The sequence below is a fragment of the Microvirga lupini genome, from assembly GCF_014191055.1.
GTDB classification, from domain to species: Bacteria; Pseudomonadota; Alphaproteobacteria; order Rhizobiales; family Beijerinckiaceae; genus Microvirga; species Microvirga lupini_A.
In genome coordinates this window covers 153,640-173,160 of sequence record NZ_JACHWB010000001.1, presented here as the reverse complement: position 1 = coordinate 173,160, position 19,521 = coordinate 153,640, and the positions used below count along the sequence as shown (strand labels likewise).

Annotated in this window: 20 protein-coding genes; 11 read left to right on the top strand and 9 right to left on the bottom strand. The window is 65.8% G+C overall.

Features of this window, described 5'->3' with window-relative positions:
- Positions 1 to 43: 43 nt before the first annotated feature.
- Positions 44 to 1,987, bottom strand: coding sequence for a bifunctional 2',3'-cyclic-nucleotide 2'-phosphodiesterase/3'-nucleotidase (locus tag FHR70_RS00760; RefSeq protein WP_183446119.1), 1,944 nt, complete (start codon positions 1,985 to 1,987; stop codon positions 44 to 46).
- 215 nt (positions 1,988 to 2,202) lie between these two features.
- A complete protein-coding gene (locus FHR70_RS00755; RefSeq protein WP_183446117.1) occupies positions 2,203 to 3,354 on the bottom strand; it encodes a trans-sulfuration enzyme family protein in 1,152 nt (383 codons plus the stop codon).
- 73 nt (positions 3,355 to 3,427) lie between these two features.
- Between FHR70_RS00755 and FHR70_RS00750 the strand changes: the two genes are divergently transcribed.
- Positions 3,428 to 3,937 carry a TspO/MBR family protein gene (locus FHR70_RS00750; RefSeq protein WP_183446115.1) on the top strand — a complete coding sequence of 170 codons (510 nt, stop codon included), beginning with the start codon at positions 3,428 to 3,430 and terminating at the stop codon, positions 3,935 to 3,937.
- 148 nt (positions 3,938 to 4,085) lie between these two features.
- On the opposite strand, the gene hpt is transcribed toward FHR70_RS00750, so the two are convergent.
- Complete coding sequence (gene hpt, locus FHR70_RS00745) at positions 4,086 to 4,658, bottom strand: hypoxanthine phosphoribosyltransferase (RefSeq protein WP_183446113.1); 573 nt, start codon at positions 4,656 to 4,658, stop codon at positions 4,086 to 4,088.
- Between the two features lie 339 nt (positions 4,659 to 4,997).
- Between hpt and FHR70_RS00740 the strand changes: the two genes are divergently transcribed.
- The 5 genes from FHR70_RS00740 (at position 4,998) to FHR70_RS00720 (ending at position 8,878) form a co-directional block, all read left to right on the top strand.
- Positions 4,998 to 5,621: a cell division ATP-binding protein FtsE gene (locus FHR70_RS00740; protein WP_425487841.1), complete on the top strand. Its 624-nt coding sequence runs from the start codon at positions 4,998 to 5,000 to the stop codon at positions 5,619 to 5,621.
- A gap of 5 nt (positions 5,622 to 5,626) precedes the next feature.
- Positions 5,627 to 6,616, top strand: a complete 990-nt coding sequence (locus tag FHR70_RS00735; RefSeq protein WP_183446109.1) for a cell division protein FtsX — start codon at positions 5,627 to 5,629, stop codon at positions 6,614 to 6,616.
- Between the two features lie 135 nt (positions 6,617 to 6,751).
- A complete protein-coding gene (locus FHR70_RS00730) occupies positions 6,752 to 7,456 on the top strand; it encodes a YdcF family protein (RefSeq protein ID WP_246407774.1) in 705 nt (234 codons plus the stop codon).
- Positions 7,457 to 7,527: 71 nt separating this feature from the next.
- The gene (locus tag FHR70_RS00725; RefSeq protein WP_183446105.1) at positions 7,528 to 8,295 is read left to right on the top strand and encodes a lysophospholipid acyltransferase family protein; all 768 of its coding nucleotides are present in this window, start codon (positions 7,528 to 7,530) and stop codon (positions 8,293 to 8,295) included.
- A 184-nt stretch (positions 8,296 to 8,479) separates the two neighbouring features.
- The gene (locus FHR70_RS00720) at positions 8,480 to 8,878 is read left to right on the top strand and encodes a hypothetical protein (RefSeq protein WP_246407773.1); all 399 of its coding nucleotides are present in this window, start codon (positions 8,480 to 8,482) and stop codon (positions 8,876 to 8,878) included.
- Here FHR70_RS00720 and FHR70_RS00715 read toward each other — a convergent pair.
- The gene (locus FHR70_RS00715) at positions 8,866 to 9,402 is read right to left on the bottom strand and encodes a gamma-glutamylcyclotransferase (protein WP_246407772.1); all 537 of its coding nucleotides are present in this window, start codon (positions 9,400 to 9,402) and stop codon (positions 8,866 to 8,868) included. The two genes, FHR70_RS00720 and FHR70_RS00715, sit on opposite strands and share 13 nt — an antisense overlap.
- A 72-nt stretch (positions 9,403 to 9,474) precedes the next feature.
- Between FHR70_RS00715 and FHR70_RS00710 the strand changes: the two genes are divergently transcribed.
- Entirely contained in the window at positions 9,475 to 10,527 is a 1,053-nt protein-coding gene (locus FHR70_RS00710) for a DUF2125 domain-containing protein (protein ID WP_183446099.1), read from the top strand.
- 198 nt (positions 10,528 to 10,725) lie between these two features.
- On the opposite strand, the gene FHR70_RS00705 is transcribed toward FHR70_RS00710, so the two are convergent.
- From FHR70_RS00705 to FHR70_RS00695, 3 genes are read right to left on the bottom strand one after another with little or no spacing between them, the layout of a single operon-like run.
- A complete protein-coding gene (locus FHR70_RS00705; RefSeq protein ID WP_183446097.1) occupies positions 10,726 to 11,676 on the bottom strand; it encodes a prephenate/arogenate dehydrogenase family protein in 951 nt (316 codons plus the stop codon).
- A complete protein-coding gene (gene hisC / locus FHR70_RS00700) occupies positions 11,669 to 12,769 on the bottom strand; it encodes a histidinol-phosphate transaminase (protein ID WP_183446095.1) in 1,101 nt (366 codons plus the stop codon). The genes FHR70_RS00705 and hisC overlap by 8 nt, the downstream gene beginning before the upstream one ends.
- A gap of 54 nt (positions 12,770 to 12,823) precedes the next feature.
- Positions 12,824 to 13,663 (bottom strand): chorismate mutase, encoded by an 840-nt coding sequence (locus tag FHR70_RS00695; protein WP_183446093.1) that lies wholly within the window; start codon positions 13,661 to 13,663, stop codon positions 12,824 to 12,826.
- A 601-nt stretch (positions 13,664 to 14,264) separates the two neighbouring features.
- Here FHR70_RS00695 and metX point away from each other — a divergent pair.
- Both metX and metW read left to right on the top strand, forming a co-directional pair.
- The gene (metX, locus tag FHR70_RS00690; RefSeq protein WP_183446091.1) at positions 14,265 to 15,434 is read left to right on the top strand and encodes a homoserine O-acetyltransferase MetX; all 1,170 of its coding nucleotides are present in this window, start codon (positions 14,265 to 14,267) and stop codon (positions 15,432 to 15,434) included.
- Positions 15,431 to 16,075 carry a methionine biosynthesis protein MetW gene (gene metW / locus FHR70_RS00685; RefSeq protein ID WP_183446089.1) on the top strand — a complete coding sequence of 215 codons (645 nt, stop codon included), beginning with the start codon at positions 15,431 to 15,433 and terminating at the stop codon, positions 16,073 to 16,075. Before metX ends, metW begins: the two co-directional genes overlap by 4 nt.
- A 355-nt stretch (positions 16,076 to 16,430) precedes the next feature.
- Here the strand turns inward: metW and xerD are convergent, their stop codons facing one another.
- Together xerD and FHR70_RS00675 are read right to left on the bottom strand one after the other, a co-directional pair.
- Complete coding sequence (xerD, locus tag FHR70_RS00680; protein ID WP_183446087.1) at positions 16,431 to 17,366, bottom strand: site-specific tyrosine recombinase XerD; 936 nt, start codon at positions 17,364 to 17,366, stop codon at positions 16,431 to 16,433.
- Positions 17,363 to 17,512 carry a histidine kinase gene (locus FHR70_RS00675; RefSeq protein ID WP_183446085.1) on the bottom strand — a complete coding sequence of 50 codons (150 nt, stop codon included), beginning with the start codon at positions 17,510 to 17,512 and terminating at the stop codon, positions 17,363 to 17,365. Before FHR70_RS00675 ends, xerD begins: the two co-directional genes overlap by 4 nt.
- A gap of 237 nt (positions 17,513 to 17,749) precedes the next feature.
- Here FHR70_RS00675 and FHR70_RS00670 point away from each other — a divergent pair, with 237 nt between their 5' ends.
- Together FHR70_RS00670 and aroB are read left to right on the top strand one after the other, a co-directional pair.
- Positions 17,750 to 18,382, top strand: a complete 633-nt coding sequence (locus tag FHR70_RS00670) for a shikimate kinase (protein ID WP_183446083.1) — start codon at positions 17,750 to 17,752, stop codon at positions 18,380 to 18,382.
- On the top strand, positions 18,379 to 19,518 hold the full coding sequence (gene aroB, locus FHR70_RS00665) for a 3-dehydroquinate synthase (RefSeq protein ID WP_246407771.1): 1,140 nt from the start codon (positions 18,379 to 18,381) through the stop codon (positions 19,516 to 19,518). Before FHR70_RS00670 ends, aroB begins: the two co-directional genes overlap by 4 nt.
- Positions 19,519 to 19,521 lie beyond the last annotated feature (3 nt).

Genomic DNA, 19,521 nt, shown 5'->3' with positions numbered 1-19,521 from the left:
CCGGGCGTGAGCCCGGCCGCGTCGCATTCCGCTGGGGGAAAGATCAGCCCACGATCTTGTACTTCACGAAGCCTTCCGGCGCGTCGCCCATCTTCTCAACCTTGATGCCGGCCGGCTGGTAGTTGGCGGCGTTCGGGCCGGTGGTGAAGGTCATGGTAACGCCGGCTGGAACCGCGAGCGACCAGGAGCCGTCGGCCTTCGGGGCCACTTCCTTCTTCTCGATGATGAAGCGCATAATGGCGTCGCGGGTCAGGTCCGGCGCCTCGAACACCATGGTGGTGCCATCCGCCCCGGGGAAGTTGCCGCCACCGCCCGCGCGATAATTGTTCGTCACCACGAGGAACTGCTGGTCGTCCGTCACGGGCTTGCCGTTATAGGTCAGGTCCTTGATGCGGTGGGCATCGGCGTTCACGACTTTGCCGTTGTCGTCGTAGCGCGAGGCCTGCGTGGGGTCGATCTTATACTGCACGCCAGCGATCACGTCGAAGTTGTAGGCCGGGAACTTCGGATTGATGAGCTCCTGCTCGCCGCCCTTTGCCACGTCGATCTGGTTGTAGATGCCGGCCGAGCGCTCGAGCCACTCGCGTACCTGGGCGCCGGTGATCTTCACCACGCGGATCGTGTTCGGATAGATGTAGATATCCGCCATGTCCTTGATGGCGAGCGGACCCGGCTTGATCTCGGTGAAGTAGTTCGGGCCGCCGCGGCCGCCAGCCTTGAAGGGAGCGCCTGCGGAGAGGATCGGCAGGTCCTTGAAGGCGGACGCTTTCAACTGGTCGGCCACGTACCAGGCCTGCGCCTCGGTCACGAGCTTCACGGAGGCGTCGTCCGACACAAGCGAGAAGTAGGAGTGGATCGGCACCGCCGTGGTGCCGACGGGCTCGCGCACGTATTTCAGCGTCGCCTCATGGCCTTCCTTGGCGGCCGCCATCACGGCTGCGTCGGATTCCACCTTCGCCACCACCTTGCGGTCGACGCGGTCGTAGATCGGGCGCGCTTCAGTACGGAAGTTGGCGACCTTCCAGGCATTACCTTCCTTGGTCAGTTCCAGATCGATGAGACCCAGATGGCTGCCCCAGAAACCGGCCATGACGGCGGGCTTGCCGTGCAGGGTGCCCTTCTGCACGTCGACGCCGGGAATGTTGTTGAATTCCTTGCCGCCGGGGAACGTGAAGTGCTGGTGGCCGGTGAGGATCACGTCGATGCCATCGACCTTGGCGAGGTGCAAGGCCGCGTTCTCCTCGCCGCCCTTGCGTTCGCCGCCGGCGATGCCGGAATGGCAGAGCGCCACGACGATGTCGGCGCCGGCCTTCTTGAGATCAGGCACATGCTTGTTGGCGGCGTCCACGATGTCGATGGTGGTGGCCTTGCCGTCGAGGTGCGACTTGTCCCACTGGACGATCTGCGGCGGCACGAAGCCGATCACGCCGATCTTGATCTTCTGCTTGGCGCCGGCCTCATCGGTGAATTCGCGGTCGAGCACGATCCAGGGCTTCTGCAGCGTCTCGCCGTTGACTTTCAGCACGTTGGCGCAGACCAGCGGGAATTTGGCCGCGCCCATGGCGTTCTGCAGGAACTCGAGGCCGTAGTTGAACTCGTGGTTGCCGAGGGTGCCGCAATCGTAGTTCAGCTCGTTCATGGCGGCGACCATGGGATGCACGTCGCCCTTCTTCATGCCGCGGCGATAGGCGATGAAGTCGCCCAGCGGGGAGCCCTGGATCAGGTCGCCGTTGTCGAACAGCATGGTGTTCTTGGCCTCGGCCCGGGCACCCTTCACCAGGGTGGCGGTGCGGGCGAGTCCCACGGTGTCGTCGGCCGCGTCGCGGTAATAGTCGTAAGGGAAGACGTTCACGTGAAGGTCGGTGGTCTCCAGGATGCGGAGCTTCACGACCGGGCCGGCGGCCCAGCTGGTCTGCGGCAGGCCGGCGATTGCTGCGGCGGCCACGCCGGTCTGCAGGACGCGGCGGCGGGTGATGGATTGGGTCATGGTCTTCCCTTGGTTTTGTTGTGTGGCGAAACACAATTCGCCTCTACACGACAGAAGCACAGGTTTTGTGACGGAATCAATATAGCCGGCGAAGGAGGGCCGGAATTCCCTTGGCACGACCCAGCCGCCATCCCCGGACTTGTTCCGGGGATCCACATCTTTAGCCTTCTAAAGCGAGGATGGCCGGGACAAGCCCGGCCATGACGAGGAGGGTGTCAGCCCCGCAACGCCGCGTCGAGGTCGCGGTAGAGGTCTTCCACATCCTCGATGCCGGTGGACAGACGCAGGAGATCCGGCGGGCATGGGGTGCCGGGCCCCTCGATGGAGGCGCGGTGCTCGATCAGGCTCTCGACGCCGCCGAGCGACGTCGCCCGCTTCCACAGGCCGACCCGCGCGGCGGCGCGGATCGCCGCCGCCTCGCCGTCCGAGACCTGGATCGACAGCATATAGCCGAAGCCGTTCTCCATCTGCCGGGTGGCGATGTCGTGGCCGGGATGTTGCGGCAGGCCGGGATAGAGCACGCGGGCCACCTTCGGATGATTGGAGAAGCGCTGCGCGAGATCGAGCGCGCTTTTCGCTTGCGCGGCTGTCCGTACATGGAGCGTGCGCATGCCGCGCATCAGGAGATAGGCCTCGAACGGCCCGAGGATCGCGCCCTGCATCTTGCGGATATTGGCCACGCGCGCCCAGAACGCGTCCGCCTTGGCACCGGCAAGCGCGCCCGCCACCACGTCGGAATGGCCGTTCAGCACCTTGGTGGCCGCATGCATGACGATGTCCGCACCGAGGTTGAGCGGGCGGGTGTGGATAGGCGAGGCCGTGGTGGAATCGACCGCAAGCCTGGCGCCTGCCGCATGCGCAATCTCGGCGGCTCCGGCGATGTCCGTGATGGTCCAGAGCGGGTTGGAGGGCGTCTCAATCCAGACCAGCTTGGTCTCGCCGGGCTTGACCGCTTCGCGTAAGGCATCGAGGTTGTCGGTCTCGACGAAATCGACTTTGAGACCCCAGCGCACGGCTTCGGTCATCAGCCAGTTGCGCAGGGCCCAGTACATGACCTTGGACGCTACGATGTGATCGCCCGGATCGAGCGCCTGGAACACGGCGGTGGCGGCCGCCATACCGGACGAGAACAGCAGCGCGCCGGCCTCGGCTTCCTCCAGCATCGCCAGCACTTCTTCCGCCTCGCGGATCGTGGCATTGTCCGGCCGGCCGTAGACGAAGCCTGAGGAATAGGCATTGTCCTCATCGCGGATATAGGTGGTCGCCACATGGATCGGCGGCACGACCCCCTTGGTGATTGGATCCACATGGCCCATGGCCTGAGCGGTCAGGCTGCGCTTCGACCACGGGGAACGCGATGACGACATGGGGGAACCTCCGGAGAGCGTGACAGTTGCGTCACGAGAGAAATGACGCAACGTCCTTAAAGGGATTTCAGGGATGCATACAGAGCAAACTGCGCCGGGCAGCCATGCCATGCCGCCGCTGCCACGTTTTCTCGTGGCGGTTCTGCCCGTGGTCGCGGTGGCGGTGTCGGCGAGCCTCATCACGCAGCCGAACATTCCCGCCTGGTACGCGGGCCTGCAGAAGCCCGGATTCACGCCGCCGAACTGGGCCTTCCCGGTCGCCTGGACGATCCTCTACGCCCTGATGGCCTATGCCCTCTGGCGCATTCTATCCCTGCCCGAGAGCCGGCCCGGACGGTCAGCGGCCATCGTGGCGTTCTTCTTGCAGCTGACCCTGAACGGAGCATGGTCCTTCGCGTTCTTCGGGGCCCAGAGCCCGATGGCGGGCCTCGTGGTCATCGTGGCCCTGATCGTGGCGATCCTCGCCACAATCCGCACCTTTTGGCGCCTCGACCGCACCGCCGCCCTGCTGCTCGTGCCGTACTTGGCCTGGGTCAGCTATGCCACCCTGCTCAACGGCACGATATGGCGGCTCAACGGCTAGCCGGGCATCTCCCAAAATAGCCTCACCCTGAGGAGCGAGCTTGCTCGCGTCTCGAAGGGCGAGGCGTCTCCAGAGAGCACTGGATCCTCCTTCGAGACGGTCGCTGCACGACCTCCTCAGGATGAGGGCTGTTTGTTTGGAAGCGGCCTTATTCCGGCTTGTCGAACAGGTCCGGGTCCTTGTCGTGGTGGTCGAGCACGCCGACGTAAGGCAGCTGCCGGTAGGAATGGGCCACGTCCATGCCGTAGCCGATGACGAACACGTCCGGGCAGGTGAAGCCCACATAATCCGGGTGGATCTGCACGGCGCGCTTGCCGGGCTTTTCCAGCAGAACGGCGGTCTTCACGCTCTTCGCGCCGCGCGCCATCAGCAGGTCCTTGGCGAAGGTGACAGTGCGGCCCGACTCGAGGATATCGTCCACGAGCAGCACGTCGCGTCCGCGCACGTCGCTCTCGATGTCGCGCAGGATCGTGACATTGCCGGTGGAGACCGTGCCGTCCAGGTAGCTCGACAGGTGAACGAACTCGACCTGGGGGGAGAGCCCGGCCCGGTGCAGGGCGCGGATCAGGTCGGCGGCGAACATGAAGCTGCCCTTGAGGATCGCCACGACGAGCAGGTTTTCGGGCTTGGCAGCCGCGATCTCCTGGGCCAGCGCCTCGTTGCGCTTGGCGATGGTGTCTTCGTCGAAAAGAACCCGGATGCGGTGGGCAGTGCTCATCATGATCGTCCAGAAAAGAAAGAAAAGGCTCTCGAAGCCGCCTCTTCACGACCATGCTTACGCAAGGATGTCAAACGGAGTCGACGGCAGTTCGGACTGATGGATGCTCCTCGGCGTCATGCCCTCCTGCGGCAATGTCCCGCGAGAGGTTCGCTTCCCGTCCCGGGGCCGCAAGTTTATGGCTTGCTAACCATAACGGGGCGATAAGGAAGCGAATCGCCGAATTTCTTCACCTCAAGGATGGCTCGACTCCGTTTGAAAGCGTTCGATCACGACGATTATCACTACGATGAAGGCGCGGCCCCGGTCGTGCATTTCGAGAATGTGGGCGTGCGCTACGGCATGGGGCCCGAGGTCCTGCGCGACCTGACCTTCTCCATCGAGCCCAATTCCTTTCAATTCCTCACCGGCCCGTCGGGCGCCGGCAAGACGACGCTGCTGCGCCTCATCCTGCTCTCGGTGAAGCCGACCCGCGGCCTGATCTCCATGTTCGGCGAGGACGTCTCCCGGATCTCGAAGGACGAGCTGACCTCCTTGCGCCGCCGCATGGGCGTGGTGTTCCAGGATTTCCGCCTGCTCGATCACCTGACGACGTATGAGAACGTGGCCCTTCCCTTACGGGTGCAGGGCAAGGAGGAGGCGAGCTACCGGGCCGAGGTGGTCGAGCTTCTGCGCTGGGTGGGCCTCGGCGACCGCATGCATATGCTGCCGCCGGTGCTCTCCGGCGGCGAGAAGCAGCGCGCGGCGATCGCCCGCGCGCTGATCGTGCGCCCCGACCTGCTGCTCGCCGACGAGCCTACCGGCAACGTGGACCCGTCGCTCGCCCGCCGCCTCCTGCGCCTCTTCATCGAACTCAACCGGCTCGGAACCTCGGTGGTCATCGCCACCCACGATTTCAGCCTCATGGATCAGCTCGACGTGCGCCGCCTCGTGCTTGGCGACGGCCGGCTGCATATCGACGAGTGAGCCGGATGAACGGTTCTCCGCAGCTTCGCCCGCAACCGCGCCTGAAAAAGGCCGCCACGGCCTCGGACGGGCAGAAACGGTCCCTGCCGGCATCCTTGAGCCGGAACGCCCCCCTCGTGCCGGTGGACTCGGCCGGTGGCCAGGCGCTCGCGGCCGTGATCGCGATTCTGACGTTCCTGGCGGCCCTCTGCGCCGGCGGCGCAGAACTCGTGGCGGCGAGCTCCGCCCAGTGGCGCTCCGAGATCGCCCGCGAGGTCACGATTCAGATTCGGCCCAATGCCCAGCGCTCCATCGACCAAGACGTGGAGCGGGCGGTTACGCTGGCCCGGCAAGCGCCCGGCGTGGAGGAGGCGCAGGCCTTTTCCAAGGAGGAATCCGAGCGCCTGCTCGAGCCCTGGCTCGGCACCGGCCTCGACTTCAACGACCTTCCCGTGCCACGCCTGATCGTGATCAAGATCCGGGAAGGCGTGAAGCCGGATTTCAGCGCCTTGAGGCAATCCCTGCAGCGGGACGTGCCCGGGGCGACGCTTGACGACCATGCCCTGTGGGTCTCGCGCCTCTCCACCATGGCCAACACCATCATCGGCGTGGGCGTGTTCCTGGTCAGCCTGGTGCTGGTCGCAGCAGGGCTTGCCGTCATCTTCGCCACCCGGGGCGCCATGGCGAGCAATCGGGAGGTGGTGGACGTGCTCCATTTCGTGGGCGCGAACGACGACTTCATTGCCAAGGAATTCCAGCGCCGCTTCTTCCGGCTGGGTCTGCGCGGTGCTGCCATCGGGGCCGGTGCCGCCATGATCCTGACCCTCGCCCTGGGTCTCGTGACCCGCTCCTGGCGGGCGAGCCCCACGGGCGACCAGATCGAGGCCCTGTTCGGCGCCTTCACCATCGGATGGCGGGGCTATGCCGTCGTGGTGCTGATCGCGCTCTTCGTGGCGGTCATCACGGGCATCGTGTCGCGGCTGACCGTGAGACGCTTTCTTAACGAAAATGGTTGATGGTGAGGATTAACAAGGAAAGAGCAGGCTGCCTCTCCATTGCCGCAATCTCCATTATCTTCGTCCCGGATGACCTCGCAAACGCAGAGTTGGGGTGCGCCGGACACCACGGAAACGGTCGGCTGGGGCTGGACGATGAAGGAATCGCCTAAGGCTCCCGCCCGGCGGTCGTGGACGAGACGCATCCTGGCTTTAAGCTTCTGGGCCGCCACCTGCGTTGCCATTGCCGGTTTCCTGGGTTTTCTCGCCTTCGTCTACAGCCTCGACCGCTCCGAGCAGCGGCCGGAAACCCGGGCGGACGGCATCGTCGCGCTCACCGGCGGCGCCCAGCGCATCGGCGACGCCATCGATCTCCTCGACAAGGGTTATGCCAAGAGGCTCCTGATCTCGGGCGTCAACGAGAACACCAGCCGCGACCAGATCGCCCGGCTCAATCCCGGCCAGCGTCGCCTGTTCGATTGCTGCGTGGATCTCGACTACCGGGCCCGCAACACCATCGGCAACGCCATTGAGACCCGGCGCTGGGCCGAGAAGAACAGCTTCGACACCATCATTGTGGTCACGTCGAACTACCACATGCCACGCACCCTGGTGGAACTCGACCACGCCCTGCCGAACCTGCAGAAGATCCCGTATCCGGTGGCCGCGACCATCGACCCGCACGATTGGTGGCACAACCCGGCGGTGGCCCGGGTGATCTTCACCGAATACCTGAAATTCCTGGCCGTCTGGGTGCGCACCCATCTCGAAGACGATCCCGAGCGCTCCTCGGTGGCCCACCTCATCAGTGGCGGATCGCCGGTCAAGGCACAACTCGTCGCCGAGCCTCTCTGGCGCTAGACCCGAGGCGAAAACCCACTATGGTGGGCGCCCCGGAGCCTCCTGCTCCGCTTTTTTCGTTTCAAGACGCCATGCTGATCCTCCGCTCCCTGCTGTTCAACGTTGCTTTCTACGCCAACCTGATCCTGTGGCTGTTCCTGCTGATCCCGGGCCTGCTGGTGCCACGCCGGACCTTTATGGAAATGGTCAAGCTCTGGGGCCGCACGTCGATCTGGCTTCTGCGGGTCATCGCCGGCATCAAGGTCGAGATCACCGGCCAGGAAAAGATCCCTCCGGGCGGGGCGCTGGTGGCGGCCAAGCACCAGTCGTTCCTCGAGACCTTCGCCATCGTGACGATTCTCGACGATCCAACCTACATCCTGAAGCGCGAGCTGATGTGGATCCCCATCTTCGGATGGCATCTGGCCAAGGCCCAGTGCGTGCCGGTGAACCGCAAGGCCGGCTCGCTCGCCCTGGTGCAGATGACCCAGCGGGCCAAGGAGGAGGCCGAGCACGGGCGCCAGATCATCATCTTCCCCGAGGGAACCCGCCGCCCACCGGGCGCGCCACCGGCCTACAAGTACGGCGTGGCGCATCTCTACCAGAATCTCGGCTTTCCCTGCATTCCGATTGCCCTCAATGCCGGCCTGTACTGGCCGCGCCGCCAGTTCATCCGCCGCCCCGGTACGGTGCGGATCGAGGTGCTCGACCCCATCCCGCCGGGACTGCCGCGCGAGGAGTTCTTCCAGCGCGTGCAGGCTGAGATCGAGACGGCCTCGAACCGGCTCTACGAGGAGGGCCGGCAGGAACTCGGCCTCGGCCCTGCGACGGCTTCCGAGGCCTCGCTGTCGAAGGCCTGATAGCACGCCGCCATGGCTGGACTTGTTCCGAAGATGACGCGGACGCCATGAGTACGATGCGTTCTTAGAAAAATCCGAAAAACCCAAGCACTGCCAAGCTTTCAGCAACCTTGACGACTCACTCGGCCGTTCTTACATATAAGAACATATGGCGAACAAACGAACCATATCCTGGAACGCGGCCATGCGGGACCTCCGCAACGACCGAATGCGGAGGGCTGGTGTGCGCGAGGAAAGGCTACGGGCGACCGCGGGGCTTCGCTCCTCTTCCACCTTGAGTTCCTGGCGCGGCCGTTCGGGCCGCCGCTACATCGTCGGCGTGCATCCGCTGAACGAGACCGAGCTGCTCGACGTCATCGATGCCGTGATCCTCGCCGTCAGGCGGGACCGCAACGGGACCGGCACGGTGATCGACGCCGCCATGGCGGCGTCCGAGCCGGCCGAACACACCCGGATGCGCTGGCTTGCCAAGGTCCAGGAATTGGGCGCCACCGAACTGCACATCCATCGATTGGCCGCAACCGACGAGGACCGCCGCGCGATCTTCGAGGATCTGCGCGAGGACGAGACTCAGGCCTCCTGATCCAGCGCATCCAGGATCTTGTGCAGCAATGGGTCGACCACGCTCATGCCGATGAGATGCTCGTAGGTGTTGCGCACGTAATCCGGGTTGCGCCCGGACACGCCCTGGCCCTGCCGCACATGCTTCAACACATCGTCGAAGGACAGCCGTCCCGCGTATTGCCCGTGATAGCGGTCAACCACGTAAGCGAGCGCGCGAAGCCGGCGGCCATCAGCCAGCCGCACCGGCAGGTGGCGCTCCAGATAGACGGCCGTGACCTGCTCGCGCTCGCGCAGGTACTGGACCGTGGCCTCCACTTCCTCCGGCGCGACCCGAAACGCCACGCCGTGGCAGCGCCCGCCGCGATCGAGGCCGAGCACGAGCCCTGGATGGTCAGGAGTTCCACGGTGGACATGGGAGAAGACGCAGAGCGAGCGGTGATAGCCATAGAGATGGGCATGCACGCGCTCGAGATAGGGAAAGCCCGGCCGCCACATGAGCGAGCCGTAGCCGAACACCCATAAATCCTCCGTGAGGTCCTTCATGTCACGCCGCCCGAACCTTGCCTGCATCCGGCGCTACCAGTAACGAAGCATCCGCACAACAGGAGATCGCGCATGGATCAGGCCGTCCCGACGGGGAACCTTCGCCGCAGTCGCTTCTGGCTCTACACCCCCTTCGTTCTGCTGCTTCTCCTGGCGATTGCCTGGAGCGTCGCCTGGTTCGTGATCCGCAACCGCACCGCGGAGGCGCTCGACGGCTGGATGGCCGCGGAGGCGCGCGCCGGGCGGGACTGGACCTGCGCGGATCGAACCATCGCCGGCTACCCGTTCCGCATCGAGGTGATCTGCAATGCCCTCGACCTGAAACGCGGAGCCGTCACCGCCTCCTTCGGGCGCACCGAGGCCGTGGCGCAGGTCTATCAGCCCCGCCGCATCATCACCGAGGCGGCCGGCCCCTTGAAGGTGACGGACGGGACCGTGACGGTGCAGGGCAGCTGGGATCTGCTGCAGGCCAGCATCAATGCCTCGCCATCGGGATTGCAGCGCCTGTCCCTGACCGCCACTGCACCCAAGGTGACCGTGACAGGCCTTCCTGCCGGCGAGTTGACCGGATCGGGCAAGCGTCTGGAGCTCCATGTGCGGCCCAACCCCTCCAGGCGCGCCGAGCTTGCCGGCGACGTGGCGGCCTCGGTGACGGAGGCGAGCATTCCCCTGCTCGATGCGCTCATCGGCGGCGCCGAGCCGACGAACCTGAACGCGGATGTCACCGTCACCCAGGCCGACGGCTTCAAGGGCGGCACCATCGCCGAGGAGCTTGAGCTGTGGCGCCAAGCCGGCGGCAGGCTCGACATCCTGATGCTGTCCGCCGCCAAGGGCACGCGCCAGATCGAGACCAAGGGCGAGCTACGCCTCGACGAGCAGCACCGGCCGGCGGGCCAGCTCAACGTGGCGGCGGCCGGCCTCGACGGGCTCCTCGGCAACCTCACCGGCGGACGCCTTGGCGGCAATCTTTTGGGCATGCTGCTGGGACAAGGCCCGCGCGCCAATGCGGCTCAGCCGAACGCCAAGCCGCAGCTCGCCTCCCTGCCGCCGCTGCGGCTCGAGAACGGTTTTCTCGCCATGGGACCGTTCGTGATCCCGAACGTGAAGCTGCAGCCGTTGTATTGAGGGCGATCAAATAGTCTGTGCATGAAATGGCCGGGCTTGTTCCGGCCATCTGCGTTTTCGAGAAACACAAACCTCATCCTGAGGAGCAGACGCAGTCTGCGTCTCGAAGGAGGATCCAGTGCCCTCTGGATCCTCCTTCGAGATGGCGCTGACGCGCCTCCTCAGGATGAGGGCTGAACATTGGATGCACGATGCTCGCTAAACCTTGTCCTCGCGCCTGCGGCCGAAATCCGGTTCCGGGGTTTCCTGGCCCGACGAGATGATGCCGCGGCGGATGGCGCGGGTGCGGGTGAAGAGGTCGAAGAGCTTGTCGCCCTCGCCCCAGCGGATGGCGCGCGCCAAAAGCGCGATGTCCTCGTTGAGACGGCCGAGCATCTCCAGCACGGCCTCGCGGTTGTGCAGGAAGACGTCGCGCCACATGGTCGGGTCGGAGGCTGCGATGCGGGTGAAATCGCGAAAACCGCCGGCGGAGAACTTGATCACCTCGCCTTGAGTGACCGTCTCCAGATCCGCCGCCGTCCCGACGATGTTGTAGGCGATCAGATGGGGCACGTGGCTGGTGATGGCGAGCACGAGATCGTGGTGCTGCGCGGTCATGACCTCCACGTTGGAGCCCATGGCCTCCCAGAAGGCGCGCACGCGCTCGATGGCTGTCTCATCCGCGCCCTCCGGCGGCGTGAGAATGCACCAGCGGTTATGAAAGAGCGTCGAGAAACCCGCGTCAGGCCCCGAATGCTCCGTGCCCGCCACCGGATGAGCCGGGACGAAATGCACGCCGTCCGGCAGATGCGGCTGCACCTGCGCGATGACGGACGCCTTCACCGAGCCCACATCCGACACGATGCTGCCGGGCTTGAGACCCGACCGCATGGCCTCCGCGACCTTGCCGCAGACGCCGACCGGCACGCAGAGGATCACGAGATCCGCGTCACGCACACCGGACGCCACGTCGGTGGTCGCCTCGTCGGCAAGCCCAAGCTCCCGCACCCGCGCCACAACCGCGTCGCTCGCATCGACCGCCACGATGGTGCGCGCGAGATTGAGATGGCGCGCGGCGCGGGCAATCGACGAGCCGATCAGCCCGAGGCCGACGAGTGCGACGCGCTCGACAAGCGGCGTGTCGCGCGGGGGGCCGAGACGCTCAGGCATGTTTGCCACCGAGAAAATCGCGCAATGCCGCGACCACGAGGCCGTTCGCCTCCTCGTCGCCCACGGTCAGGCGCAAGGCATCGGGCAGGCCATAGGCCTCGACCTGACGCAGGATGAGCCCGCGCGATGACAGGAACGCATCGGCCTCCTTCGCGGTCCGGCCGGCCTCTTGCGGGAAGTGGACGAGCAGGAAGTTGCCGACGCTTGGCGTGACCTTCAAGCCGAGCGCCTCGATCTCTTTGGCGAGCCAGGCGAGCCAACGCTCGTTGTGCTCGATGGCCCTTGCGATATGCGCCTCGTCCTGGATCGCCGCGATGCCGGCCGCCATGGCCGGGCCGCTCACGTTGAACGGGCCGCGGATGCGATTGACCGCGTCAGTGATGTGAGCGGGCGCCACCATCCAGCCGAGGCGAAGATTCGCGAGCCCGTAGATCTTCGAGAAGGTGCGGGTCATCACTACGTTCTCGGACGTGGCGACAAGCTCGAGGCCCGCCTCGTAATCGTTGCGGCGCACATATTCGGCGTAAGCCGCATCGAGCACCAGCACCACATGCGGCAGAAGGTTGGCGTGCAGGCGCTTGACCTCATCGAACGGGATGTAGGTACCGGTCGGGTTGTTGGGATTGGCCAGGAAGACGATCTTCGTCCTGTCCGTTACCTTGGCGAGGATCGCATCCACATCGGTCCGCAGATCCTTCTCCGGCGCAACGACAGGCGTGCCGCCGGCGGCCAGGATCGCAATGCGGTAGACCAGGAAGCCGTGCTCGGTGAAGAGGCCCTCGTCACCCGGCCCCACATAGGCATGGGTGATCAGCGCCAGGAGCTCGTCCGAGCCCGCGCCGCAGATGATGCGGTTCGGGTCAAGCCCGTAGCGGGCCGCAATCGCCTCGCGTAAGCGCGTGGCCGCGCCGTCGGGATAGAGCTCGAGATGGTCGAAGGTCCGGATCGCCTCCATGGCTTTCGGCGAGGGGCCGAGCGGCGTCTCGTTCGAGGAAAGCTTATGGATCTTGGCACCCCCTGCGGCCTTGCTCTTGCCGGGCACATAGGCGTCGATCTGCATCACGCCGGGACGGGGCTGGGGACGAACGGACATCTGTACTTCCTAATACAATCGATTGTTGGCAGACGCTCTAGCGCAGGCTGGATCTCATTTCACGTGGAAACGTTCGGCATGGCTGCCGACCTCGGCGAGCTGGGCGAGGCTGGCGCCTGCCTTCGTCAGGGTCTCGTGCAGCAACAACGGCTCGACGGTGCCGGGCACCGCGATGAGCTCCGACAGGCCATGGGCGTCGGCGGCGCTCGCCACCACCTCGCCGCCGAGGCGGACCAGGGCCTCGTTGGCGCCCCGGTGCCAGCGCTCGAACTGGGCGGCATAGAGCACCACGTCGCGCACCGCCGCATCCACCAGGGGCTTCGAGATGACGAAGACCGGGGTGCCGGCGGGATGGTCGGGCCGCTCGATGAAGGGCAGGCGCGCGATGACCTTCGGGCGGTCCTGGTCGGCGAGCGTCCGCCACCAGGCGCCGCTCGTCGCCCCCTGGTCGAGGCGGAAGATGCCGAGATCGCCGCCGGAGGCGGCCACCGCCTCGATCACCGCCGCGGCGCTCGGATGGGTGACGTACGGCACCGTGAAGCCGAAATGGAACCGGGCCGAGTCGCGCATGGGCGCATCGCCCCCGGAGATGTCGGCGTGAACTGAATAATTGGATTGCACATAGGTGAAGGTGCCGATGATCACCCGCCAGATGCTCTCCACCGTATCGAGCGGCAGCAGGCCCTCGTGACGCTCGGCGAGCGCCTTCATCATCGACGCCTCGCGGCCGGGGCGGAAGGCGGACGCGATGCCTGTCTTCGAGGCCTTCTTGGACGCGATCAGCCGGTCGATGATGGTGCCGCGCTCCATGAGCAGCCGGTGCATCGCCTCGTCAATGCGGTCGATCTCCTGGCGGAGTTCGGCCAGGGAGGGGGCGGGCTTCTCGGCGGACATGGATGGATCCTCAGGCTTGATGCCATTTCTTTGACGGTTTTGGCCGGGCTTGTCATCTCCGATTGCGCGACGGGCTGAGAGCCAGCACCTTCGGGCCCGCAGCGGGTGGGCTGCGAGCCGTCAGGTCAGTCGAGGGAGGCGTGCTGGGCAGCCCGGCTCGATTGTGTGGTGAGAAGTGAAGAGCCGGACCTGCTCGTCACGCGCGGTTTGTTTCAGCGGACCTGGATCTGCGCCAGGATCGGCCACCCGCGATCACAGGGTTGCGAGACCTGCGGCGGGACCGCGCCTCATCCCGCATCTGCGACGCCTCGCGAGCGCGCCCCTCTGTGGACGAGGATGACCACAGATATAGCCAAGGTTAGGACAAAAGTCAAGAACAAAATGAGAACACGACTGCTGCTGCCCTCCGGTGTCATTCCCGGCCGGAGCGTCAGCGGAGGGGAAGGGAATCTACAGCACCGAGCGTGTGAGTGGATCGCCTTCCCTCGCCTGCGGTTCGCCGGGGATGACACCCTGCCCCTCACGAGGCGTTATGTTCGTTGACGCAACCGCCTCCCCGCAGTACCGGTTGTTCGGAAGAACGAACGTTTCCGCTGAAAATATGTCCTTTGCCCCCCTTGTCTCCGAACCGCGAAACCAGGTCGACGACCCGTCGAGCCTGGTCATGCGCTTTGGCCAGGATGAGCCCCTGATGATGGATGCGGGGGTCGCGCTCGCGCCCTGGCAGATCGCCTACCAGACCTACGGCACCCTCAATGCGGACAAGTCCAATGCGGTGCTGATCTGCCACGCGCTTACCGGCGACCAGCACGTGGCGAACGACAACCCGGTGACGGGCAAGCCCGGCTGGTGGCTGACCATGGTGGGACCCGGCCGGCCGGTGGACACGAACCGGTTCTTCGTGATCTGCGCCAACGTGATCGGCGGCTGCATGGGCACCACGGGCCCAGCCTCGATCAATCCGGCCACGGGCCAGCCCTATGCGCTGGATTTCCCGGTCGTGACCATCCGCGACATGGTGCGGGCGCAGGCGGCATTGATCGACCGGCTCGGCATCGAGAAGCTGTTCTGCGTCGTCGGCGGCTCCATGGGCGGCATGCAGGTGCTGCAATGGGCCGCGAGCTACCCGGACCGGGTGTTCTCGGCCCTGCCCATCGCCACCGCGGCCCGCCACTCGGCCCAGAACATTGCCTTCCATGAGGTCGGCCGCCAGGCCGTGATGGCCGATCCGGAATGGCGCGGCGGGCGCTACCTGATCGAGGGCACGCGCCCCTCCAAGGGGCTGGCCGTCGCCCGCATGGGCGCGCACATCACCTATCTGTCCGAGGTCGCCCTGCACCGGAAGTTCGGGCGCAACTTCCAGGACCGGGCTGCCCCGACCTTTTCCTTCGACGCGGATTTCCAGATCGAGAGCTACCTGCGCTACCAGGGCATCTCCTTCGTCGAGCGGTTCGACGCCAATTCCTATCTCTATGTCACCCGGGCGATGGATTATTTCGACATCGCGGCCGAGCATGGCGGTTCGCTCGCCAAGGCCTTCAAGGGCACGCCCACGCGCTTCTGCGTGATCTCGTTCACCTCCGACTGGCTGTTTCCCACCTCCGACTCGCGGGCCATCGTGCATGCGCTCAACGCCGCGGCGGCTTCTGTCGCCTTCGTCGAGGTAGAGAGCGACAAGGGGCACGACGCCTTCCTGCTCGAGGAGCCCGAGATGTTCGCGGCCGCGCGCGGCTTCATCGATGCGGCGGCACGCGTCCGGGGGATCGCATGAACCTGCCCGCCACCCTGCCCCTGACCGATACGGAGAGCGGCCATCGCCTCGATTTTCTGCTGGTCGCCGAGATGGTGGAGCCCGGCTCCCGCGTGCTCGACGTCGGCTGCGGCGACGGGGCGCTTCTGTCGCTGCTGCGCGACCGCAAGGGCGTTGACGGACGCGGCATCGAAATCTCCCGCGAGGGCGTGAACGCGTGCCTCGCCAAGGGCCTGCCGGTGATCCAGGGCGACGCGGACACGGACCTCGCCGACTACCCGGACGATGCCTTCGATTACGTGATCCTCTCGCAGACGATTCAGGCGACGCGCCAGCCCAGGGTGGTGCTGGAGCATCTTCTGCGCATCGGCCGCCGGGCCATCGTGTCCTTCCCCAATTTCGGCCATTGGCGCGTGCGCTTCGACCTCGGCTTCCGGGGCCGCATGCCCATGACCGAGAACCTGCCTTATTCCTGGTACGACACACCCAACATCCATTTCTGCACCATCCGCGACTTCGTGGAGTTGTGCCGCGATGTCGGCGCCCAGATGGAGAAAGCCGTGGCGCTCAATGCCGGCGGCCAGCCCATGCGCGTCACCCTGCCCTGGTGGGTGTGGAACCTGCTCGGCGATCAGGCGGTGTTTCTGCTGAAGCGGCGGTAGCTCACCCGTTGTCATTCCCGGCCGGAGATGGCGATAGCCATCGCAGGGGAAGGGAATCCATAGCGCTGAGGGTGATCGTGGTTCCCCTTCCCTCGCCTGCGGCTCGCCGGGGATGACACACTCTTCGTCATGGCCGGGATTGTCCCGGCCATCCACGTCTTCAATCCCTCACGTATTCTTCCGCCCTCATCCTGAGGAGGACCGCAGGTCCGTCTCGACGGACGAGGCGCCTCCAGTGCTCTCTGGACCCTCCTTCGAGACGCAGCCTCACGACTGCTCCTCAGGATAAGGCTAGAGAGGTGGAAAGGAAAAACGTGGATCCCCGGAACAAGTCCGGGGATGACGGGGAGATGTGTTACCCCTCCCCGCCCTCCGCCAGCGGATGCAGATCCCGCACCATGCTCTTCAGCCGCTCGTCGAGCACGTGGGTGTAGATCTGCGTGGTCGAGATGTCGGAATGCCCGAGAAGCTCCTGCACCACGCGCAAATCCGCCCCATTCTGGAGCAGGTGGCTGGCAAAGGCGTGGCGGAGCACGTGGGGGCTGACCTTGTCGGCGCGAAGCCCCGCAGCGCCGGCCACCGCCTTGAGATCGCGGGCGAAGGCCTGGCGGGTCAGATGGCCGCTCTCGCTGTCGGCCGGGAACAGCCAGGGGCCGGCGGCCTTCTTCTGCTCTTCCAGCAGGGCGAGATAGGTGTTGGCTGACTGTTTCGCCGCGTCTGTCAGCGGCACCAGCCGCTCCTTGGCGCCTTTGCCGCGCACCACGAGGAAGCGGTCGCGGGTCCTGGCAGCGCTTTTGGGCAGGGCGATCAGCTCGGAGACGCGCAGGCCCGTGGCGTAGAGAAGTTCCAGCAGGCAGGTCATGCGGGCCGCCCGCAGGCGCTCAGGTGGCGTGGCCTGCGGGTGCGCGATCCCCTCGGCCGCCACCTGCAGCAGCCGGTCGACCTCGGTCACCGAGAGTACCTTGGGCAGCACCCTGCCCCGCTTGGGCGCCGAGACGGCGGCCGTCGGGTCGGCCGGGGCATAGCCTTCCACGTAGAGGAACTTGTGGAACTGGCGCACGGCCGAGAGCCGGCGGGCAGCGGAGGACGCCTTGAGGCCCCGCTCCTCCAGGCTCGCCATGAAGCCCCGGATGGTGGCCGAGGTGGCGCTGTCGGGCTGGGCTCCGGCCTCGGTCAGAAAGCTCAGGTAATCGTCAAGGTCGCGCCGATAGGCATCGAGCGTGTTCTTGGAGGCGCCGCGCTCGGCGGCGAGCATGTCGAGGAAGAGACTGGCGTGGCGGGTGCCACTCATGAAGAGGAAGGCGGCCGACCGGTCTGGACCGGAACGCTGATTTCGCGCGGGTCGGGATCGACAAGGGTCGCCAGGGCAAACATGGCGGCAAAGCCAAGGCCTGCGAGAATGGCGACAACGAGGAGAAACCGAAAGAGCGTGGGCACCTGAGCCTCTTGAAGTGTTACCCCGCTAGAACCATGCCGGAGCCTGGAAGGCAAGTCTCTCACATCAGTTAAGTTTCGGAGGGCGGGATGGTAACACCCTTGTGACAGGCCGCCGCGCCCGTGCTGGCGCATCGCCCGGACCCGGCGGGCAGGCAATGCGCCTCTGAAGAAAGGGAGCATCGGATAGATCCCAAAAGTGCATTCCACTTTTGGGTCCAATGCTCTACGACTTGTTCCATGAACAAAATCAGCCGCTTCAATTCGCTCGATGAAGCAGGCGGGCAAGACCAGGCAAGCCAGCGCGGCCATCCCATCAGCCGCCTGCTCGGCACGCGATCGCTTGTGCTCGTCGGCCTCATGGGCGCCGGAAAGAGCACCGTGGGCCGCAGGCTCGCGCAGTCGCTCAAGCTGCCCTTTCGTGACGCCGATCACGAGATCGAAGCCGCGGCCGGCATGACGATCCCCGAAATCTTCGCCATCCACGGCGAGGACCATTTCCGCGACGGCGAGCGGCGCGTGATCGCCCGCCTCCTGCAGGAGGGCCCCATCGTGCTGGCCACGGGCGGCGGCGCCTTCATGAACGAGGAAACCCGCGGGCGTATCGCCGAACAGGGCATCTCGATCTGGCTCAAGGCCGATCTCGACGTTCTCATGCGCCGGGTCCGCAAGCGCTCGACCCGTCCCCTGCTGCAGAATCCGGATCCCGAGGGCACCATGCGCCGCCTCATGGATCTGCGCTACCCGGTCTATGCCACGGCCGATATCACGATCGATTCCCACGAGGCCCCGCACGACAAGGTGGTGACCGAACTCATCAAGGCCCTGCGTGACTGGTTCGAACACGAGAAACAGGAGACCGCCCGGACATGACACCCGCATCTGCCCGGATGGACAACCCGTCCCTGATCACGGTGCCGGTTCCGCTCGGCGAACGGGCCTATGACATCCTGGTCGGGCGCGGCCTGATCGACACTGCCGGCGCGCGCATTGCGGCTCTGGGCGCCCGCGCCGCCGCCATCGTAACCGATGAGCATGTGGGACCGCTTTATGCCGCGGCGCTCACGGCTTCGCTCGAAGCGCAGGGCCTGCGTGTCTCCATGATCACCCTGCCGCCCGGCGAGGCCACGAAATCCTATGCCAGCCTGGAGCGGGTCTGCGATGCGGTGCTGGCAGCCAGGATCGAGCGCGGCGACCTCGTGGTGGCGCTCGGCGGCGGCGTGATCGGCGATCTCGCAGGCTTTGCCGCAGCGGTTGTGCGCCGGGGCGTGCGCTTCGTCCAGGTGCCCACCACCCTGCTGTCCCAGGTCGATTCGTCGGTGGGCGGCAAGACCGGCATCAATTCGCGTTACGGCAAGAATCTCGTCGGCGCCTTCCACCAGCCGAGCCTCGTCATCGCCGACACGGCGCTGCTCGATACGCTGCCGATCCGCGAAAGGCGCGCCGGCTATGCCGAGGTGGTGAAGTACGGCCTCATCGACGATGAACGCTTCTTCGCCTGGTGCGAGGCCAACTGGCAGGGCGTGTTCGCGGGTGGCCCGGAACGCGACGAGGCCGTGGCACAGAGCTGCCGCGCCAAGGCCGCTGTCGTGGTGCGCGACGAGCACGAGACCGGCGACCGGGCACTGCTCAACCTCGGCCACACCTTCGGCCATGCGCTCGAAAAGCTCACGGCCTACGATTCCAGGCGCCTCGTTCATGGCGAGGGCGTCGCCATCGGCCTGAGCCAAGCCTTCCGCTTCTCCGCGTTCCTCGGCCTGTGCCCGCCGGCGGATGCGGAACGCGTCGAGGTTCATCTGAATGCTGTCGGACTTCCCACGCGCCTCTCCCAGGTTCCGGGCGGCTGCGGCACGGTCGACGCGTTGCTCGACGCCATGGCGCAGGACAAGAAGGTGAAGGGCGGCGCCCTGACCTTCATCCTGGCCCGCGGCATCGGCCGGAGCTTCATCGCGCCGGGCATCGAGGCCGATCAAGTCCGCACGTTCCTGACTGGCGAAATCAGCGCATAAAAC

What these genes read in the sequence shown, in the direction of transcription:
- FHR70_RS00760 (WP_183446119.1), bottom strand. Translation starts at nt 1,987, where the DNA reads ATGACCCAATCCATCACCCGCCGCCGCGTCCTGCAGACCGGCGTGGCC.
- metX (WP_183446091.1), top strand. Translation starts at nt 14,265, where the DNA reads ATGTCCTTTGCCCCCCTTGTCTCCGAACCGCGAAACCAGGTCGACGAC.
- FHR70_RS00740 (WP_425487841.1), top strand. Translation starts at nt 4,998, where the DNA reads ATGGGGCCCGAGGTCCTGCGCGACCTGACCTTCTCCATCGAGCCCAAT.
- FHR70_RS00705 (WP_183446097.1), bottom strand. Translation starts at nt 11,676, where the DNA reads ATGCCTGAGCGTCTCGGCCCCCCGCGCGACACGCCGCTTGTCGAGCGC.
- FHR70_RS00750 (WP_183446115.1), top strand. Translation starts at nt 3,428, where the DNA reads ATGCATACAGAGCAAACTGCGCCGGGCAGCCATGCCATGCCGCCGCTG.
- FHR70_RS00720 (WP_246407773.1), top strand. Translation starts at nt 8,480, where the DNA reads ATGCGGGACCTCCGCAACGACCGAATGCGGAGGGCTGGTGTGCGCGAG.
- aroB (WP_246407771.1), top strand. Translation starts at nt 18,379, where the DNA reads ATGACACCCGCATCTGCCCGGATGGACAACCCGTCCCTGATCACGGTG.
- FHR70_RS00725 (WP_183446105.1), top strand. Translation starts at nt 7,528, where the DNA reads ATGCTGATCCTCCGCTCCCTGCTGTTCAACGTTGCTTTCTACGCCAAC.
- FHR70_RS00735 (WP_183446109.1), top strand. Translation starts at nt 5,627, where the DNA reads ATGAACGGTTCTCCGCAGCTTCGCCCGCAACCGCGCCTGAAAAAGGCC.
- hpt (WP_183446113.1), bottom strand. Translation starts at nt 4,658, where the DNA reads ATGATGAGCACTGCCCACCGCATCCGGGTTCTTTTCGACGAAGACACC.
- FHR70_RS00715 (WP_246407772.1), bottom strand. Translation starts at nt 9,402, where the DNA reads ATGAAGGACCTCACGGAGGATTTATGGGTGTTCGGCTACGGCTCGCTC.
- metW (WP_183446089.1), top strand. Translation starts at nt 15,431, where the DNA reads ATGAACCTGCCCGCCACCCTGCCCCTGACCGATACGGAGAGCGGCCAT.
- hisC (WP_183446095.1), bottom strand. Translation starts at nt 12,769, where the DNA reads ATGTCCGTTCGTCCCCAGCCCCGTCCCGGCGTGATGCAGATCGACGCC.
- FHR70_RS00710 (WP_183446099.1), top strand. Translation starts at nt 9,475, where the DNA reads ATGGATCAGGCCGTCCCGACGGGGAACCTTCGCCGCAGTCGCTTCTGG.
- FHR70_RS00670 (WP_183446083.1), top strand. Translation starts at nt 17,750, where the DNA reads ATGAACAAAATCAGCCGCTTCAATTCGCTCGATGAAGCAGGCGGGCAA.
- FHR70_RS00730 (WP_246407774.1), top strand. Translation starts at nt 6,752, where the DNA reads ATGAAGGAATCGCCTAAGGCTCCCGCCCGGCGGTCGTGGACGAGACGC.
- xerD (WP_183446087.1), bottom strand. Translation starts at nt 17,366, where the DNA reads ATGAGTGGCACCCGCCACGCCAGTCTCTTCCTCGACATGCTCGCCGCC.
- FHR70_RS00755 (WP_183446117.1), bottom strand. Translation starts at nt 3,354, where the DNA reads ATGTCGTCATCGCGTTCCCCGTGGTCGAAGCGCAGCCTGACCGCTCAG.
- FHR70_RS00695 (WP_183446093.1), bottom strand. Translation starts at nt 13,663, where the DNA reads ATGTCCGCCGAGAAGCCCGCCCCCTCCCTGGCCGAACTCCGCCAGGAG.